This is a genomic window from Nocardioides sp. Z43_10, assembly GCF_059766615.1.
On sequence record NZ_JCBAJY010000003.1, the window covers coordinates 45423 to 61362 of the forward strand.

Here is a 15940-nt window from a genome sequence, read left to right on the forward strand (position 1 = left end):
AGCGTCAGTCGCTCTCCCAGCGGAACAGCCGCGCGGCGAGCAGCGTGACGACGACCGCGAAGCCGGCCAGCACGGCCATCGGCACCCCGAGCGCGGCCCAGCCCTCGTCGCGGACCATCACGTCGAGCATCCCGTCGTTGAGGTGGCGCAGCGGCATCAGCCGGCTGATCGCCTGAAGCCAGTCGGGAGTCCCGTCGAGGGAGAAGAACGACCCGGACAGGAAGGCCATCGGCAGCACCAGGAAGTTGGCCATGTTGACCGCGCCCTCGGTGGTCTTGGCCACCGCGCCGGCCAGCAGCCCGACCGCCATGAAGCACAGCGTGCCGACCACGACCAGCGGGATCACCAGCGGCCAGGAGCCGGTGAGCTGCAGGCCGAAGGCCAGCACGCCCAGCCCCAGGAAGATCGCCGTCTGCACCAGCGCGATGCCGATGGTGACCGCGATCCGGGCCCCGACCACGGTGCGCGTGGAGACCGGGGCGAGCTGGAGCCGGCGCAGCAGCTTGCTCTGCCGCCAGCCCTGCAGGGTGGCCGCGGCGCCGAAGCTGGCGCTCATCGCGATCGCCCAGCCGAGCAGCCCGGGGGTCACGAACTGGATGGTCTCCAGGGAGTCGTCCTCGACCCGCTCGGTGCGCAGCGTGTACGCCGGGGGCCGCCCCGACGCGGCGACGTTGGCGCCGTCCACGAAGGCCTGCAGGGTGCCGCGGGTGATCGCGGCGCCCGTCTGGTCGGTCTCGGTGTAGTGCGCGACCAGGTCGCCGTCCACCATCTCCAGGGCCACGTCGGCGTCGCCGGTGCGGACCTCCTCGATCGCCGCCTCGGCGTCGTCGGCCCGGCTCACCTCGAAGGTCCTGTCGAACGACGCGCGGGTCCTCTCGTCGAACCCGTCCAGCAGCGGCACGTCGCCGACCTGGATCAGGTCGATGCGCGACTGACCGGGGTTGGCCAGCACGCCCCCGAACAGCACCAGGAACATCAGCGGGAAGACGATCGCGAAGAACACCGAGCCCCGGTCGCGGAAGAACCCCTTGGTGATCGCGGCGGACAGGCTGGTGAACGCGCGGAGGCTCACGCGCGGTACTCCCGTCCGGTGAGGTCGAGGAAGACGTCCTCGAGCGTGCCGGAGGTGACCCGGACGCCGGCCAGCCGCCCGGTCCCGGCGAGTGTGCTCAGCACCACCGCCGGCTCGCGCGTGGTGAGCACGACCCCGTCCGGCTCGTCGCTGACCGCGCTAACCGCGGGCAGGGCGGCGGCCTCCTCGGCCGAGAGCTGGCCGGGGGCCACCGTGATCCGGGTGGGGGCGTCGAGGGCGCGCACCAGCGCGGCGGGCGAGTCCAGGCGCAGCAGCCGCCCGTGGTCCATCACCGCGACCCGGTCGCAGAGCACCTCGGCCTCGTCCATGTAGTGCGTGGTCAGCACCACGGTGCGCCCGGAGTCGTTGAGCCCCGAGAGCAGGTCCCACAGGTTGCGCCGCGCCTGCGGGTCCAGGGCCGCGGTGGGCTCGTCGAGGAAGACCAGCTCGGGGTCGTGGACCAGGGCGCAGGCGATCGACAGCCGCTGGGCCTGGCCACCGGACAGGTCCTCCACGCGGGCGTCGGCCTTGTCACCGAGCCCGACCCGCTCGAGCCACTGGTCCGCGGCCGCGGCGGGCACGTCGTAGAGCGCGGCGAAGGTGCGGATCTGCTCGCGCGCGCTCAGCCGCTCGAAGAACGACGACGCCTGGAGCTGGACGCCGATGCGCGGGAGCAGGGCGGGGTCGCGTGGCCAGGGGCTCCTCCCCAGCACGCGGATCTCGCCCGCGTCGGGACGGCGCAGGCCCTCGATCATCTCCAGGGCCGTGGTCTTGCCCGCACCGTTGGGCCCGAGGATCCCGAAGAACTCCCCCGCGCCCACGGTGAAGGTGACGTCGTCGACGGCACGGGTGGTGCCGTAGACCTTGGTCAGGCCGCTCACCTCGATCGCCGCGGTGCCGGCCGCAGGGCTCACAGCGGCCACCGCTGCGCCCAGGGCCGGGCCCGCTCGAGCTGCGCGCTGAGACTGAACAGCGTGGCCTCGTCGTCGGTGCGCCCGACCAGCTGCACGGCGGTGGGCATCCCGTCCGGCGCCATCCCCGCGGGCACCGACGCGGCGGGGTTGCCTGCGACGTTCCACAGCGCGGCGTAGGCGATCGAGGGCATCGCCCGCAGCGCGGCGCGCACCGTGCCGACCCCGTCCAGCACCCCGATCGGGCGCGGCCGGTGCGCGGTGGTCGGGGTGAGCAGCACGTCAACGCGCTCGAAGACCCGGTTGGCGCGCCGCGAGATGCGCTCGGTCTCGCCCAGCGCCCGGTTCAGCACCGCCGGGCGCACCCAGCTGCCGAGCCGGCAGGTCTGCCGGGTGCGCCGCTCGAGCCACTCGAAGTGCTCCACCTCGTCGGCCTCGGCCCGGATGCCGGCGAAGAACTGCGGCACGAACGCCGCGGTCGGGTCCGGGTAGCCCGGGTCGATGCGCGAGACGTCGTGGCCCAGCTCGCTCAGCAGCGCCGCGGTCTCCTCGACCGCCCGCACGTGCACCGGGTCCGGGCGCACCCCGCGGGTCACCGGCTGCACCGACCAGCCGATCCGCAGCCGGCCGGGGTCGCGGTCCGCCGCCGCGGCGAAGGAGGGCGCCGCGCCGGCGCAGTAGAGGTCGCTGTCCAGGCTGCCGCTCAGCACGTCGTAGAGCAGCGCGGAGTCCCCGACGCTGCGGGTCAGCGGGCCGGTGGTGCCCAGCGCCCACCACAGGTGACGCATCGGCGCCGCGGAGACCCGGCCCCGCTGCGGCTTGAGGCCGAAGAGCCCGCACGACGCGCTGGGAATGCGGATCGAGCCGCCCCCGTCCCCGCCGATCGCCGCCGCGACCATGCCGGTGGCCACCGCCACCGCCGAGCCGCCACTGGAGCCGCCGGGCGTGCGGGTCGGGTCCCAGGGGTTGCGGGTGATGCCCTGGGCCACCGACTCGGTGAACGGCCAGGCCCCGAACTCGGGCATCGTGGTCTTGCCGACGATGACGGCGCCGGCCGCACGCAGCCGGCGCACCACCTCGGAGTCCTCGGCGGCGGCGGTGCTGTTGCCGCGCCCGCCGTACGTCGTGACGCAGCCGGCGACGTCGGTCTCCTCCTTGACCGCGATCGGCACGCCGTGCAGCGGGCCGGGCTCGGCGCCGGCCGCCAGCGCGGCGTCGCGGTCATCGGCCTCGGCGCGCGCGGCCTCGGCCAGCACCACGCTGAACGCGTTGAGCCGCGAGTCGAGCGCGGTGATGCGCGCCAGCGACGCCTCCACCAGCTCGCGCGCGGAGACCTCCGCGTCGCGGACACTGCGCGCCTGCTCGGCTACCCCGGCACAGGGCGCGGTGGGCGATGACGGCGGGGACGACGGCAGCGACATGGCCGCAGCCTAGTCAGCAGCGGGCCCCGGAGGAGCCGGAAGCAGCGGGTCGGGGGTGCCGGCCTGGGCCACCTCGTGCGCCATCGCCTGCAGGAACGCCACCACCGCTTCGCGCGCCTCGAGCGGGACCGCCTCGGCGATCACCCGCATCCGCTCGTGCATCGCGCCCAGCCGCTCGCGCACCTCGGCGCGCGCATGCGGGGTGGAGGTGACCACCACCGAGCGGCGGTCGCTGGGGTGCGCCGAGCGCGCCAGGTGCCCCGAGGCGGTCAGCCGATCCAGCAGCTTGGTGGTGGAGGCGGTGGAGATGCCCAGGTAGGCCGCGAGTGCGCGCGGGGTCGTCCAGTCGGCGTCGCGCTCGGAGTCGATCACGTGGCGCAGCGCCTGCAGGTCGGTGAGGTTCATCCGCATCTCGGCGCTCAGCCGGCGGCGCATCTCCTGGTCGGCGCGGGTGAAGTCGCGCAGCGCGGTCAGCAGCTCGCGCACGCCCGGGTCGTAGGACGCGGTCATCCGCGCCTCGTCGTCACTCACCTTGATATCTTACTTTACGTATTACTAGATTATCTAGTAATATCGGCGGGACCACGATGGAGCCCCACGATGGAGCGAGGTATCCCATGACGAGCCCGTCCGCGGCACAGGCCCCGGCCGACGAGGTGGTCCTCCTCGACGAGGACGGCCGGCCCCTCGGCGCCGCCGCGCGCGCCGAGGTGCACACCCGCGACACCCCGCTGCACCTGGCGTTCTCCTGCTACCTCTTCGACGACGCCGGCCGGCTCCTGCTCACCCGCCGCGCGCTCGGCAAGCGCGCCTGGCCGGGGGTGTGGACCAACTCCTTCTGCGGCCACCCGCGCCCGGGCGAGGACAGCGTCGAGGCGCTGCGCCGCTACGCCGCGCACGAGCTCGGCGTCGAGGTCACCGACGTGGTCAGCCTGGTCCCCGACTTCCGCTACCGCGCGGTGGATGCCTCGGGCATCGTCGAGAACGAGGTCTGCCCGGTCTACGCCGCCCGCAGCACCGACGCCCCGCGGCCGCACCCCGACGAGGTGATGGACCTGCGCTGGGTGAGCATCGACGAGCTGCGCGCCGCCGCGGCGGCCGCCCCGTGGGCGCTGAGCCCGTGGCTGCTCGAGCAGCTGCCGCGCATCGAGGGAGCCGGGTGGCCGAGCGCGGAGGGCTCGAGATGACACCCGCCGGGCCGGACGTGCAGGCGGCCCTCGACGACGTGCTGGCCGCCGGAGCCGCCCGCGGTGCCGCCCTGGGCGAGGACCACGCCGCCCTGTGGCAGGCCCTCGGCGACGCCACCGCCGGCGGCAAGCGGTTCCGGCCGGCGCTCCTGAGCGCCGTCTACGACCGGCTCACCGAGACCGGCTCCCCCGCGCCCGCCCCACCGGCCGCGGTGGCCGAGGTCGGCGCGGCACTCGAGCTGCTGCACACCGCGTTCGTGATCCACGACGACGTCCTCGACGGCGACGACGTCCGCCGGGGCCGGCCCAGCGCGCCCGGCCGGTTCCTGGCCGCCGCCCACGCCCGCGGCGCCGACGCCCGGGCCGCCCGCGGGTACGCCGTGGCCGGGGCGTTGCTCACCGGTGACCTGGCCCTGGCCGCCGCCCTGCGGACGGTGGCCACCTGCTCGGCTCCCCCGGCGGTGATCGTGGGCCTGCTCGACCTGTTCGACCACGCCCTGCACGTCTCGGCGGTCGGCGAGCTGGCCGACGTGCGGATGAGCCTGGAGCTGCCGGCCACGGCGGTGCCCGGCTCCGAGCCCTCGCTGGGCGAGGTGCTCACGATGGAGGAGCACAAGACGGCCGTCTACTCCTTCCAGCTGCCGATGCAGGCCGGCGCGGTGCTCGCCGGGGCCGCGCCGGACACCGTCGCGGCGCTCGGACAGGTGGGCCGCCAGCTCGGCGTGGCCTTCCAGCTCCTCGACGACCTGCTCGGCGTCTTCGGCGAGGAGTCGCGCACCGGCAAGAGCGCCCTGGGGGACCTGCGCGAGGGCAAGCGCACGCCGCTGATCGTGCACGCCCGGACCACGCCCACCTGGGCGCAGGTGCAGCCGCACCTCGGCGACCCGGACCTGGACGAGCACCAGGCCGCCGCCGTACGACGCGCGCTGGAGGCGGGCGGGTCGCGCGCCTTCATCGAGCAGCTGGCCCAGGGCTACCTCGACGCCGCCGCCGCCCAGGCGGCCGAGCTGGGCGTCGCCGACCTGACCAGCTGGGTCGGCGCTCTGTCCGACGAGCTGGTCAAGGGGGCAGCATGAGCGTCATGGGTCTTCGCGAGCGTGCGTCCGGGGGCGCGACCCGCGCCGGCCGCGCGACCGCGCCCGCCCACCTCACCTACGACGCCGCCGCGGACGCCTCCGCCGCGCTGGTGATCCGGATCTACTCCACCTCCTTCGGCCTGGCCTCACGGCTGCTCGCCGAGCCGGTGCGCACCCACGTGCGCAACGTCTACGCGCTGGTCCGCGTCGCCGACGAGATCGTGGACGCGCCCCGCCCCGGCGGCAGCGCCGAGCAGCAGGCCCGGCTGCTCGACGCCCTCGAGCGCGAGACCCTGCAGGCCATGTGCAGCGGCCACAGCGCCAACCTCGTGGTCCACGCGTTCGCCCGCACCGCCCAGCGCTGCGGGATCGAGCCCGGCCTGGTCACGCCCTTCTTCGAGGCGATGCGCACCGACCTGGTCACCGACCGCCACGACCCGGAGAGCTTCGCGCGCTACGTCTACGGCTCCGCGGAGGTGGTCGGGCTGATGTGCCTGCGGGTCTTCGTCACCGACCCGGCCGCGAGCGTCTCCTACGCCGACCTGGCCCCCGGCGCGCAGCGCCTCGGCGCGGCGTTCCAGAAGGTCAACTTCCTGCGCGACCTGGCCGAGGACCACGACGCGCTCGGCAGACGCTACTTCCCCGGCCTGGACCCGGCCCGGCTCACCGACGCCCAGCGCGACGCGCTGCTCGACGACATCGACGCCGACCTCGCGCAGGCCGCCCGGGTGATCCCGCAGCTGCCCGACAGCAGCCGTCGCGCGGTGGGCGCCGCGCACGCGCTCTTCGCCGAGCTCTCCCACCGGATGCGCCGGCTGCCGGCCACCCGGATCCGCTCCGAGCGGGTCCGGGTGCCCAACCCGGTCAAGGCGCGGGTGGTCGCCGCGTCGCTGCTGCGAGGCGCCCGGTGAGCCCGCCGCCGGCCCGCACCGCGGTGGTCGTCGGCGCCGGCATCTCCGGGCTGGCCACCGCCGCGCTGCTGGCCCGCGACGGCTGGTCGGTCGACCTGCTCGAGCAGCGCGACGAGGTCGGCGGCCGGGCCGGGTCCTGGGAGCACGGCGGGTACCGCTTCGACACCGGACCCTCCTGGTACCTGATGCCGGAGGTGTTCGACCACTTCTTCGCGCTGATGGGCACCTCCGCGGCCGAGCAGCTCGACCTGGTCCGCCTCGACCCGGGCTACCAGGTCCGCTTCGAGTCGGGCGGGGAGCCGGTGCTGATCGGCGCCACCGCGGAGGCCAACGTCGCGCTCTTCGAGTCCCTCGAGCCCGGCGCCGGGCAGCGCCTGCGCGACTACCTGACCTCGGCGCGCGAGGCCTACGAGATGGCGGTGCGACGCTTCCTCTACACCAGCTTCGAGTCGCCCACCTCGCTGCTGCACCCCGACATCCTGCGCCGCGGGCCGCGCCTGGCCCGCCTGCTCACCCGCTCCCTGCAGGCCCACGTCGCGTCGTACGTCGAGGACCCGCGGCTGCGCCAGATCCTCGGCTACCCGGCCGTGTTCCTCGGCTCCTCCCCCGACCGGACGCCGAGCCTGTACCACCTGATGAGCTGGATGGACCTCGCCGACGGCGTGCACTACCCCCAGGGCGGGTTCAGCCGGCTCATCGACGCGATCGCCGGGCTGGCCCGCGCGCACGGCGTGCGGATCCACACCTCAGCGGAGGTCACCGCGATCACCACCCGGCCCGGGCGGCGCCGCGCGCGCGTCACCGGCGTGGTGCACACCGGCGCGGACGGCGTCGAGCACCGGCTGCCCGCCGACGTGGTCGTCGCCGCCGCCGACCTGCACCACGTCGAGACCCGGCTGCTGCCGCGGGCCCTGCAGACCTACCCGCAGTCGTGGTGGGACCGGCGCGACCCGGGCCCGGGCGCGGTGCTCGCCTACCTCGGGGTCCGCGGCGAGCTGCCCGAGCTCGAGCACCACTCGCTGTTCTTCACCACGGACTGGGCGCGCAACTTCGCCGACATCTTCGGCTCGCCGTCGCGGGTGCCCGACCCCGCCTCGACCTACGTGTGCCGCCCCTCGGCCACCGACCCGAGCGTGGCCCCACCCGGCAGCGAGAACCTGTTCGTGCTGGTGCCGGTGCCCGCCGACGTCACCCTGGGCCGCGGCGGGGTGGACGGGGCGGGCGACCCCGCGGTGGAGAAGGTCGCCGACGCGGCGATCGCGCAGGTGGCCGACTGGGCGGGGATCCCCGACCTGGCCCAGCGCATCGAGGTGCGCCGCACGCTCGGTCCCGGCGACTTCGCCGCCGACCTCAACGCCTGGTCCGGCGGCGCGCTGGGCCCCGGCCACGTGCTGCGCCAGAGCGCGTTCCTGCGCGCCGGCAACGTCTCCAAGCGCGTCGACGGCCTCTACTACGCCGGCTCCAGCACCATCCCCGGCATCGGCCTGCCGATGTGCCTGATCAGCGCCGAGCTCGTCCTCAAGCGGCTGCGCGGGGACCGCTCGACCGGCCCGGCCGCCCCGGCGGGAGCCCGGCGATGACCGAGTGGCTCTACCTGCTCGCGATCGTGGGGGCGACCTTCTGCATGGGGCTGATCGACCGGCGCTGGCGGCTCTTCCTGTTCGCCCGGCCCGGGCCGGCCCTGCTGGTGCTCGGCGCGGGGACCGTCGCGTTCCTGCTCTGGGACCTGCTGGCGATCGGCCTGGAGATCTACCGTCGCGGGGAGTCCGCGGCGATGACCGGCCTCGAGCTGGCCCCCGAGCTGCCCCTGGAGGAGCTCTTCTTCATCGTCTTCCTGTGCTACCACACGATGGTCGTGCACACCGGCGCCCTGCGCCTGCTCACCGCCCGCAGCCGGCCCCGGGCCGGCGTCCATCGGGCGGTGCAGCCCCGATGACCTACCTCGCGCTCTCCGCGCTCTTCGTGGCCGCGAGCCTGCTCGTCCTGCTCGCCGCGGCGCTGCGCTGCCGACCGGGGCGCGCCTGGTGGGCGGCGACGGGCGCCACCGCCGTCGTGCTGCTGGTGCTCACCGGCGTCTTCGACAACCTGATGATCGGCCTGGACCTGTTCCGCTACTCCGACGCGCAGATCTCGGGCCTGCACGTCGGGCTGGCGCCGATCGAGGACTTCGCCTGGCCGGTCGCGGTGGTCGCCGGGCTGCCGGCGCTGTGGCTGCTGCTCGGCGGGAGCCGGCGATGAGCGCGGACCTCACCGAGCGCAGCCCGGCCCGGCTGCTGGGCCAGGTCGTCGGCGCCTCCCGCCCGCTGAGCTGGGTCAACACCGCCTACCCCTTCGCCGCGGCGTACCTGCTGGCCGGCGGGCTCGACGGGGGCGGGCCAGACCTGGCGCTGGTGCTCGGCACGATCTGGTTCCTGGTCCCCTACAACCTGCTGATGTACGGCGTGAACGACGTCTTCGACTACGAGTCCGACCTGCGCAACCCCCGCAAGGGCGGCGTGGAGGGCGTGGTCCTCGACCGCCGGGTGCACCGGCTGACGCTGTGGCTGGCCGCCGGGCTCAACCTCCCGTTCCTCCTCGTGCTGGTCGCGATCGGCTCGGTGGGCGCGAACCTGGTGCTCGCGCTCAGCGTCTTCGCGGTGATCGCCTACTCGGCTCCGGTGCTGCGCTTCAAGGAGCGCCCGTTCCTCGACTCGCTGACCTCCAGCACCCACTTCGTCAGCCCCGCGGTCTACGGGCTGGCGCTGGCCGGGGCGCCGCTGAGCTGGACCGCGTTCGCGGCGCTGGCCGGCTTCTTCGGGTGGGGGATGGCCTCGCACGCCTTCGGCGCGGTGCAGGACATCGAGGCCGATCGCGGCGCCGGCATCGCCTCGATCGCCACCGTGCTCGGCGCGGCCCGGACCGTGCGGCTGGCCGCCGCGGCGTACCTCGCGGCGGCGGCGCTGCTGTTGAGCACCGGCTGGCCGTGGCTGCTCAGCGCGGTGCTGGCGCTGCCCTACCTGGCCAACGTGGCGCCGTACCTGGGCCTGGCCGACGACGACTGCGAGCGAGCCAACGCCGGCTGGCGGCGGTTCCTGTGGCTCAACTACCTGAGCGGGTTCCTGCTCACCCAGCTCTTCCTCTTCGCCGCGCTGCTCGACTGATACTCATCGACGCAGCCGCCCGCTCCAGGCGCCGCTGCCAGCGGACCCACGGCGGGGCGACGGCCCAGTTGGCGGCCAGCGTGCGGCGCGCGCGCTCCAGCCGGCGCCGGCGCTGGGCGCGTCCGACCAGCGAGCGCCCGGAGACGCCGACCCGCAGCCGCGCGTCGAAGCGGATCCGCCGCGTGGGCCCCAGCACGAAGGCCAGGTCCATGTCGTCGTGGACCTCGGGGTCGTCGCGGTGCACGTCCTCGCGCACCTGCTCCCAGGTCGCCCGGCGCAGCGCCATGCTGGAGCCCCACATCGGGGTGTGGCCCAGCGCCAGGTGGGTGAACAGGTAGTAGGAGCCGAGGTAGCCGAGCTCGAGCAGCCAGCGCCACGCGGGCGCGACGTCGTGGAAGAACCCGGTGCCGGTGACCGCGTCGAGGCCGGGGTCGCGCGCCATCGTGTCGGCGATCCGCCGCACCCAGTCCGGGCCGGGCAGCGAGTCGGCGTCGCAGCGCGCGATCACGTCACCGCGGGCGGCGTCGTAGCCGGTGGCGGCGGCCGGCGGGATGCCGCGCACCGGCTCGCGCACCACCCGCGCGCCGTACGCCGCGGCGACGGCGGCGCTGTCGTCGCTGGAGGCGTTGTCCACCACCACGATCTCCAGCGGCGCGACCCGCTGGCGGGCCAGCGCGGCCAGGCAGTGCGCCAGGGCCTCGGCGTCGTCACGGACCGGGATCACCACCGACACGCTGGGCCGGCTCATCGCCGCGTCACCCACAGCGCGCCCACGGCCCCGAGCGCGCCGGCCCCCAGGTCGCCGAGGGTGTCGCGGACCCCCACCTGGATCCGGTCGTCGAGGCTCAGGTGTCCCCACCACTCCCCCGCCTCCCAGAGCACCGCGAGGACCAGCGCGAGGCCGACGGCCAGGAACGCCGAGCCGGGCTCGCCACCGAGGCCCGCGCGGGGGCCCACCCGCACCAGCAGCAGGTGCACCATCAGCGCCACCAGCCCGGTCGCCACCGCGTGCACGACGAGGTCGAGGCCGGGCACGCTGCGGTAGAGGTCGAGCACCGCCGCCCACCCGGCCAGCAGCAGCGCGGCGACGTAGGACAGGTCCAGCGGCCACGGGGCGCCGAGCGCCCGCGGCACCATCGCCCCGCCGAGGACCAGGAAGAACAGCGCGGCGGGCACCGCGCCGTACTCCAGACCCGCCACCACGACGCTGAGCGCGGTCGCCCCCCGCAGCAGGTCGCAGGCGAGGAGCGGGCGGTTCACGCCTCGACCCTAGCCAGCCGGCTCACACCGCTACCCGTGCGCGAGCAGGCCCCGCACCACCCGCAGCCCGACCGAGAGCCGGGCCAGGTCGGCCCCGTCGTCGGCGCAGATCTCCTCCAGCGTCGCGGCCGCGCGCTCGACGTGGACGCTGCCGGGGACGTCCCAGGCCGCGACCCGCTCCTCGGGTGCCCCGCCGGCCGGGGTGGAGGCGAGCACCTGCGCGGTGAGCTGGGCGTGCACGGCGTGCAGGTCGTCGCGCAGCGCGGCGCGGGCCATCGTCTGCCACCGGTCGCCCCGCGGCAGCGCCAGGATCCGCCCGACCAGCGGCGGCAGGCCGAGCCGCTCCCCCACCGCGAAGTGCACCCGGGTCACCTCCAGCGGGTCCAGCTCCTCGCGGGTCGCCGTCTCGACGATCCCCAGCAGCATGTAGGCCGGGGGCAGCACCGCGACGCGGGTGGCCAGGTCCTCGGGCACGCCGCGCTCGACCAGCGCGTCGCGGCGCGTGGTGAACGCCTGGGCCTCGTGGCCGGTGAGCAACTCGGGCAGCTGCGCCATCACCTGCTGGACGGTGACGTCGAAGAAATCCACCACCGCCTCGGAGTCCATCGGCGGTCGCCGGTTGTCGACCAGCCAGCGCGAGGCGCGCTCCACCAGCGTGCGCATCTCCAGGCGCATGTGCGTCTGGACCTGCGCGTCCAACACGTTGTCGTAGGAGGCCAGCTCGTCGCGCATGGCCAGCGAGCCGAAGATCTCGCGCGCCACGAAGTTCGCCCGGGTCAGCTCCGCGGGGCCGGCCCCGGTCTCGCCCTCCAGCCGGGGCCAGAAGGTCATCCCCGCCCCGTTGACGAGGTCGTTGACCACCTGGGTCACCACGATCTCGCGGCGCAGCGGGTGCTGGTCCATCTGCTCGCGGTAGGCGTGGCGCATCTTCTCGGGGAAGTAGCAGTACAGGTCGGCGCGTAGGAACGGGTCGTCGGGCAGGTCGGAGGCGAGCAGCTGGTCGGCCAGCACGATCTTGGTCCAGGCCAGCAGCACCGAGAGTTCCGGGACGCTGAGCCCCTCCCCGGCCTCGAGGCGGCGGCGCACCTCCGAGCGCGACGGCAGCCCCTCCAGGTCCCGGTCGATGATCCCCTCGCGCTCGAGACGCTTGATCCAGTCCTCGTGCACGTGCAGCAGCGGCGCGGCCAGGCTGGCGGCGTTGGACAGCGCCAGGTTCTGCTCGTAGTTGTCGCGCAGCACCAGCTCGGCCACCTGGTCGGTCATCGAGGCCAGCAGCGTGTCGCGCTCCGGGCCGCTCAGCTCACCGGCCGTCACCACCCGGTCCAGCAGGATCTTGATGTTGACCTCGTGGTCGGAGGTGTCCACGCCCGCGGAGTTGTCGATGAAGTCGGTGTTGATCCGGCCGCCGCGCCCGTCCGCGCCGCCGACGGCGTACTCGATGCGGCCGCGCTGGGTCAGGCCGAGGTTGCCGCCCTCGCCCACGCAGCGCGCGCGCAGCTGTCCCCCGTCGACGCGGATCGCGTCGTTGGCCTTGTCCCCGGCGTCCGCGTGGCTCTCGGTGGAGGCCTTGACGTAGGTGCCGATGCCGCCGTTCCACAGCAGGTCGACCGGCGCCAGCAGGATCGCGCGGATCAGCTCGGCGGGGGTCAGCTTGACCACGGAGTCGTCGAGGTCGAGCGCGTCGCGGACCTGCGGGGTGATCCGGATCGACTTGGCGGTGCGGCTGTGCACCCCGCCGCCCTCGGAGATCAGCTCGGGGTCGTAGTCGCGCCAGCTCGACCGGGGCTGCTCGAAGAGCCGCCGGCGCTCGGCGTACGACGTCTTCGCGTCGGGAGCGGGGTCGAGGAAGATGTCGCGGTGGTCGAAGGCCGCGACCAGGCGGATGTGCTCCGAGCACAGCATCCCGTTGCCGAACACGTCGCCGGACATGTCGCCGATGCCGGCCACCGTGATGTCCTCGCGCTGGCAGTCGATGCCCATCTCGCGGAAGTGTCGGCGCACCGAGACCCACGCGCCGCGCGCGGTGATCCCCATCGCCTTGTGGTCGTAGCCGACCGAGCCGCCGGAGGCGAACGCGTCGCCCAGCCAGAAGCCGTACTGGGCGGCGACCTCGTTGGCGATGTCGGAGAACGTCGCGGTGCCCTTGTCCGCCGCCACCACCAGGTAGGCGTCGTCGCCGTCGTGGCAGACCACGTCGCTGGGGCGCACCGTGCGCCCCTCGACGAGGTTGTCGGTGATGTCGAGCAGGCCGGAGATGAACGTGCGGTAGCAGGCGATCCCCTCGGCCATCCACGCGTCGCGGTCGCCGGCGTCGGGCAGGTCCTTGCAGTAGAAGCCGCCCTTGGCGCCGACCGGCACGATCACGGTGTTCTTCACCATCTGCGCCTTGACCAGCCCGAGCACCTCGGTGCGGAAGTCGTCGCGCCGGTCCGACCAGCGCAGGCCGCCGCGCGCCACCGGCCCGAAGCGCAGGTGGACGCCCTCGACGCGCGGGGAGTGCACGAAGATCTCGAAGCGCGGCCGCGGCTGGGGCAGGTCGGGGATCTCGGTGGGGTCGAGCTTGAGGGAGAGGTAGCGGTGCCACCCGCCGGTGCTGCGCTGCTGGTAGAAGTTCGTGCGCAGGGTGCTGCGGATGTGCACCAGGTAGGAGCGCAGGATCCGGTCGTGGTCCAGGCTGGCCACGTCGTCGAGCGCCTGCTCGATGCGGTGCTCCACCTCCGCCATCAGGGCGTGACGCGCCTCGTCGTCCGCGCCGGCGCCGGCGCCCGCGAGACCGGGGTCGAAGCGCGCCTCGAAGAGGCGCACCAGCAGACGGGTGATGTCGACGTTGGCGACCAGCGCGTTCTGGATGGAGGAGAGCGCGAACGGCGTGCCGCCCTGCTTCATGTACTTGGCGTAGGCGCGCAGCACCGTCACCTGGCGCCAGCTCAGCTCGGCGGCGAGCACCAACTGGTTGAACCCGTCGATCTCGGCGGCGCGGTCGCGGATCGCGAGCAGCGTCTCCTCGAAGAGCTCGGCCGAGCCCGGGCGCGGCTCGGCGGCGTAGCGCAGGCCGAAGTCGTAGACGTGGACCGGCTTGTCCAGCCCCTCGAGCGCGTAGGGCCGCTCGGCGACGACCTCCACGCCCATCGAGGACAGCATCGGCAGGATCTGCGAGAGCGAGAGCGGCGACCCGGTGCGGAACACCTTGAGCCGGCCCTCCCGCGGCCCGGCACCCTCGGGGCGGTAGAGCATCAGGTCCAGGCCCTCGTCGCCCGCCCGAGCGGCGAGCTCCTCGAGACGGCCGACGTCGCTGGCGCCCACCCGGGGGCTGAAGTCCTCCTTGTAGGCCTCGGGGAAGGAGCCGGCGTAGCGGCGCCCCAGCCGGGCGCCCAGCGTCTCGCCGTACTCGGCGACGACGGCCGCCATGAAGTCGTCGCGCCACGAGCGCGCCGCCTCGGCCAGGGCCCGCTCGAGGTCCTCGATGTCGGCGTCCGCGATCAGCTGGCCCTCGGGGGGCCGCACCACGAAGTGGACGCGGGCCAGCGAGGACTCCGCGACGCGCGCGTTGAACTCGATGTTGTCCCCGCCCAGGTGCTCGGTGAGGATCGCCGCGAACTTCTCCCGGACGCCGGTGTTGTAGCGGTCGCGCGGCAGGTAGATGAGCACCGAGAGGTAGCGGCCGTAGGTGTCGCGGCGCACGAAGACCCGCAGCTGGCGGCGCTCGCGGGTGTACATCACCGCCTCGGCGATCGGGGCCAGCTCCTCGACCGGGGCCTGGAAGAGCTCGTCGCGGGGGTAGTTCTCCAACGTGTAGAGCAGGGTCTTGCCCGCGTGGCTGCGGGGGTCGAAGCCCACCCGGCGCAGCACGTCGAGCGCCTTCTCGCGCAGCAGCGGGATGCGGGTCAGCGACTCGGTGTAGGCGGCGCTGGAGAACAGGCCCAGGAAGCGGTGCTCGCCGACCACCTCACCGGAGGCGTCGAAGCGCTTGACGCCCACGTAGTCGAGGTGGACGGGCCGGTGCACGGTGGCGCGCGAGTTGGCCTTGGACAGCACCAGCAGCGTCTTCTCGCGGGCCCGCTTGGCGACCTCCGCAGGCAGCGGCGTGGTGTCGCTCAGGTCCGGGTCCGCGCGCAGGATGCCGAGCCCGGAGCCGGGTACGGCGTGCAGCACGTCGTCCTCGCCGTCGCGGACCAGGTCGTACTCGCGGAAGCCCAGGAACGTGAAGTGCTCCTCGGCCAGCCAGCGCAGCAGGCCGAGGCTCTGCTCCAGCTCGTCGGCGGGCAGCGCCGGGGGCGACTGCTCGACGTCGGCCACGATCTGCAGGGCCCGGGCCCGCATCTTGTCCCAGTCCTCGACCGACTCGCGCACGTCGCGCAGCACGCTCTGCAGCTGGGCCTCCAGCGCGGCGACGTCCTCGTCCTCGCCCAGCCGGTCGATCTCGATGTGCATCCACGACTCGCGCAGCGACTCGCCGCCGGGGACCGGGCCCTTGCGGCTGGGGTCCTCCCGGCCGCCGGGCACCACGCCCTCCTCGGCGGGGGTGACCGAGCGCAGGGCGCCGGCCACGTCGCGGGTCACCTCGAACTGGGGGTGCACGACCACGTGCACGCCGCGGTCCTGCCCGGCCAGCGCCATCGTCAGCGAGTCGACCAGGAAGGGCATGTCGTCGGTGACCACCTCGACGACCGAGTGCCCGCACGCCGTCCAGCCGTGCTCGGCCGCGGTCGGGGTGATCACCCGGACCCGGGCGGTGCCCTGGGGCCGGTCCGCGGCGAGCCGGTACTGCGAGGCCAGCGCGCCGTACAGGTCGACGTCCTCGCGGTCGCAGACGTCCTCCGGCGCCACGTGGCGGTAGTAGCTGCGCAACAGCGCCGCCACGTCCTCGCGCGGTGGGCCGCCGGGCCTGGTGTCCTCCAGGGCCAGGTCGGTGGCCCTCCGGAGCAGCTCTGCCTTGTCGTCCTCGAGGGTGATGGGCACGTA

The 15940-nt window shown here is 74.3% G+C and carries 14 protein-coding genes; 7 read left to right on the forward strand and 7 right to left on the reverse strand.

Going from position 1 to position 15940, the window contains the following annotated elements; all coding sequences use genetic code 11:
- Nucleotides 1-4: 4 nt before the first annotated feature.
- From AC6EI4_RS06350 to AC6EI4_RS06365, 4 genes are read right to left on the reverse strand one after another with little or no spacing between them, the layout of a single operon-like run.
- Complete coding sequence (locus tag AC6EI4_RS06350; protein WP_498421645.1) at nt 5-1072, reverse strand: ABC transporter permease; 1068 nt, start codon at nt 1070-1072, stop codon at nt 5-7.
- On the reverse strand, nt 1069-1986 hold the full coding sequence (locus tag AC6EI4_RS06355; RefSeq protein ID WP_498450940.1) for an ABC transporter ATP-binding protein: 918 nt from the start codon (nt 1984-1986) through the stop codon (nt 1069-1071). The genes AC6EI4_RS06350 and AC6EI4_RS06355 overlap by 4 nt, the downstream gene beginning before the upstream one ends.
- Nucleotides 1983-3404 carry an amidase gene (locus tag AC6EI4_RS06360; protein WP_498450941.1) on the reverse strand — a complete coding sequence of 474 codons (1422 nt, stop codon included), beginning with the start codon at nt 3402-3404 and terminating at the stop codon, nt 1983-1985. Before AC6EI4_RS06360 ends, AC6EI4_RS06355 begins: the two co-directional genes overlap by 4 nt.
- Nucleotides 3405-3413: 9 nt before the next feature.
- Complete coding sequence (locus tag AC6EI4_RS06365) at nt 3414-3935, reverse strand: MarR family winged helix-turn-helix transcriptional regulator (RefSeq protein ID WP_498450942.1); 522 nt, start codon at nt 3933-3935, stop codon at nt 3414-3416.
- An 86-nt stretch (nt 3936-4021) separates the two neighbouring features.
- Between AC6EI4_RS06365 and idi the strand changes: the two genes are divergently transcribed.
- The 7 genes from idi to AC6EI4_RS06400 are packed head-to-tail and all read left to right on the forward strand — an operon-like array spanning nt 4022 to nt 9718.
- On the forward strand, nt 4022-4591 hold the full coding sequence (idi, locus tag AC6EI4_RS06370) for an isopentenyl-diphosphate Delta-isomerase (protein ID WP_498421641.1): 570 nt from the start codon (nt 4022-4024) through the stop codon (nt 4589-4591).
- Nucleotides 4564-5667, forward strand: a complete 1104-nt coding sequence (locus tag AC6EI4_RS06375) for a polyprenyl synthetase family protein (RefSeq protein ID WP_498450943.1) — start codon at nt 4564-4566, stop codon at nt 5665-5667. Before idi ends, AC6EI4_RS06375 begins: the two co-directional genes overlap by 28 nt.
- Complete coding sequence (locus AC6EI4_RS06380; protein WP_498421639.1) at nt 5664-6578, forward strand: phytoene/squalene synthase family protein; 915 nt, start codon at nt 5664-5666, stop codon at nt 6576-6578. Before AC6EI4_RS06375 ends, AC6EI4_RS06380 begins: the two co-directional genes overlap by 4 nt.
- Entirely contained in the window at nt 6575-8158 is a 1584-nt protein-coding gene (gene crtI, locus AC6EI4_RS06385; protein ID WP_498421638.1) for a phytoene desaturase family protein, read from the forward strand. The genes AC6EI4_RS06380 and crtI overlap by 4 nt, the downstream gene beginning before the upstream one ends.
- Complete coding sequence (locus tag AC6EI4_RS06390) at nt 8155-8514, forward strand: lycopene cyclase domain-containing protein (protein ID WP_498421637.1); 360 nt, start codon at nt 8155-8157, stop codon at nt 8512-8514. Before crtI ends, AC6EI4_RS06390 begins: the two co-directional genes overlap by 4 nt.
- Nucleotides 8511-8816 (forward strand): lycopene cyclase domain-containing protein, encoded by a 306-nt coding sequence (locus AC6EI4_RS06395; protein WP_498450944.1) that lies wholly within the window; start codon nt 8511-8513, stop codon nt 8814-8816. Before AC6EI4_RS06390 ends, AC6EI4_RS06395 begins: the two co-directional genes overlap by 4 nt.
- Nucleotides 8813-9718, forward strand: a complete 906-nt coding sequence (locus tag AC6EI4_RS06400; protein ID WP_498421635.1) for a prenyltransferase — start codon at nt 8813-8815, stop codon at nt 9716-9718. Before AC6EI4_RS06395 ends, AC6EI4_RS06400 begins: the two co-directional genes overlap by 4 nt.
- On the opposite strand, the gene AC6EI4_RS06405 is transcribed toward AC6EI4_RS06400, so the two are convergent.
- Genes AC6EI4_RS06405 through AC6EI4_RS06415 form a run of 3 tightly spaced genes read right to left on the reverse strand, consistent with a single transcriptional unit; the run spans nt 9681 to nt 15937 of the window.
- The gene (locus AC6EI4_RS06405) at nt 9681-10466 is read right to left on the reverse strand and encodes a glycosyltransferase family 2 protein (protein ID WP_498450945.1); all 786 of its coding nucleotides are present in this window, start codon (nt 10464-10466) and stop codon (nt 9681-9683) included. The genes AC6EI4_RS06400 and AC6EI4_RS06405 overlap by 38 nt on opposite strands.
- Nucleotides 10463-10978 (reverse strand): DUF2238 domain-containing protein, encoded by a 516-nt coding sequence (locus tag AC6EI4_RS06410; protein WP_498450946.1) that lies wholly within the window; start codon nt 10976-10978, stop codon nt 10463-10465. Before AC6EI4_RS06410 ends, AC6EI4_RS06405 begins: the two co-directional genes overlap by 4 nt.
- Before the next feature lie 30 nt (nt 10979-11008).
- Nucleotides 11009-15937 carry an NAD-glutamate dehydrogenase gene (locus AC6EI4_RS06415; protein ID WP_498450947.1) on the reverse strand — a complete coding sequence of 1643 codons (4929 nt, stop codon included), beginning with the start codon at nt 15935-15937 and terminating at the stop codon, nt 11009-11011.
- Nucleotides 15938-15940: the final 3 nt, after the last annotated feature.